Raw genomic sequence first — 1,919 nt, forward strand, 5'->3', positions numbered from 1 at the left:
CGGCATTCCTGTTCGCGCTGTTCTGCACGCAGCAGGCATCCCCGCAGGGATATGTCAAGCTCAATGTCCCCTATGCCCTGGTGGGCGTGGTGAATCCCGCCGTGGAGTTCGCCATCTCGCCCAAATCGACCTTGCAGACCGACATCGTCATCTCGCCATGGAAGTCGATCAACGAAAAGCACATGCTCTTCGCCATCTTCATGGGCGAATACCGCCGCTATTTCAAGGAGCATAACCGGGGCTGGTATCTGGGGGCAAACATCGGCATGATGGCCTTCGACATGTCGAAACCTTACATCGAAGGGTGGAAACTGAAATTCGAAGACCGTTACTGCAAAGGATACGGCATGATGATCGGCCTCTGCGTGGGTTATGAATACCAGTTCGGGAAACGCTGGCTGCTCGACGCTTTCCTGGGTTGGGCATGGATGGACAGCCATTACAACGGATACAGTTTCGACGGCCAGGTCGACATGTACCCCCACCGCCCCGTACAACCCGAACATCCCGACCCGTTCAACGGCTCTTCGGAGTGGTATCCCAACAAGATCGGCGTCTCGATCGGGTATCGCATCTTCACGCCCCGCAACAAACAGCGGACAGCGGACGTGCGCTAAACAGCAGTTGCGGACTGCGGCAGGCAGCCATGCACGGAAAGTCCGCAACTCCGGAACCAAAGGGAGCAGTACTCCCGGAATGCGGGCAACCGGAAACAGCGGCCGGCCCGGGAACCTAAACCCGGGGTAAATTGCAGCGGGCCCTTCCGAGGCACACCCGCAACAAGCCCGCCCGACCAGGCCGCAACCCGGAATCGCGGCAGGCGGCGACCGGAAATCACCGTAAGCAGCCCCGAGCCGCACCGCGGCATACGGAAGCCCCCTCCCATCGCAGCATACGCAATGCCGCAAAATAAAGAACCCCGCACCTTCCGGCGCGGGGTTCTACCATTCAAAACTTTATTCAGAGATTATTTCACTTTCGGGCCGGCGGCTACGAGCTTCTTACCCTCTTCGTTACCCGTGAACTTCACGAAATTCTTCACGAAGCGGTTGGCGAGGTCTTCGGCCTTGACGTCCCAATCCTTGGCGTTCTTGTAGGTATCGCGCGGGTCGAGGATCTTGGGATCTACGCCCGGCAGCTCCGTCGGGATCGTGAAGTCGAAGATAGGCAGCGTCTTGGTCGGAGCCTTGTCGATCGAACCGTCGAGGATGGCGTCGATAATACCGCGCGTATCCTTGATCGAGATACGTTTGCCGGTACCGTTCCAGCCCGTGTTCACCAGGTATGCCTTGGCACCGGCCTTCTTCATCTTCTTCACCAGCTCCTCACCGTACTTGGTGGGGTGCAGCGAAAGGAATGCCGCGCCGAAGCAAGCCGAGAAAGTCGGAGTCGGCTCGGTGATACCGCGCTCGGTACCCGCCAGCTTGGCGGTGAAGCCCGACAGGAAGTAGTACTTGGTCTGCTCGGAGTTGAGAATCGAAACCGGGGGCAGCACGCCGAATGCGTCGGCCGAAAGGAAGATCACCTTCTTGGCAGCCGGGGCTTTCGATACGGGTTTCACGATATTCTCGATGTGGAAGATCGGGTACGAAACGCGGGTGTTCTCGGTTACCGACTTGTCGGCATAGTCGATCTTGCCCTTCTTGTCTACCGTCACGTTCTCCAGCAGCGCGTTGCGGCGGATGGCGTTCCAGATGTCGGGCTCGTTCTCCTGCGAGAGGTTGATGACCTTGGCGTAGCAGCCACCCTCGAAGTTGAATACGCCGTCGTCGTCCCAGCCGTGCTCGTCGTCGCCGATCAGCTCACGCTTCGGGTCGGTCGAAAGCGTGGTCTTGCCGGTGCCCGACAGGCCGAAGAAGATAGCGGTCTCGCCCTTGGCATTGGTGTTGGCCGAGCAGTGCATCGAAGCCATGCCCCTG

Annotated in this window: 2 protein-coding genes; one reads left to right on the forward strand and one right to left on the reverse strand. The window is 59.1% G+C overall.

What is annotated here, in order from left to right; genetic code table 11:
* Positions 1 to 8 precede the first annotated feature (8 nt).
* The gene (locus QVP03_RS13695; RefSeq protein ID WP_288210849.1) at positions 9 to 617 is read left to right on the forward strand and encodes a DUF3575 domain-containing protein; all 609 of its coding nucleotides are present in this window, start codon (positions 9 to 11) and stop codon (positions 615 to 617) included.
* 350 nt (positions 618 to 967) lie between these two features.
* Here the strand turns inward: QVP03_RS13695 and QVP03_RS13700 are convergent.
* Positions 968 to 1,919 (reverse strand): phosphoenolpyruvate carboxykinase (ATP) (locus tag QVP03_RS13700; protein WP_288210846.1); only part of this gene is annotated, 952 nt, incomplete at its 5' end.

The sequence above is a fragment of the Alistipes sp. CAG:29 genome, assembly GCF_000435435.1.
Lineage (GTDB): Bacteria > Bacteroidota > Bacteroidia > Bacteroidales > Rikenellaceae > Alistipes > Alistipes onderdonkii.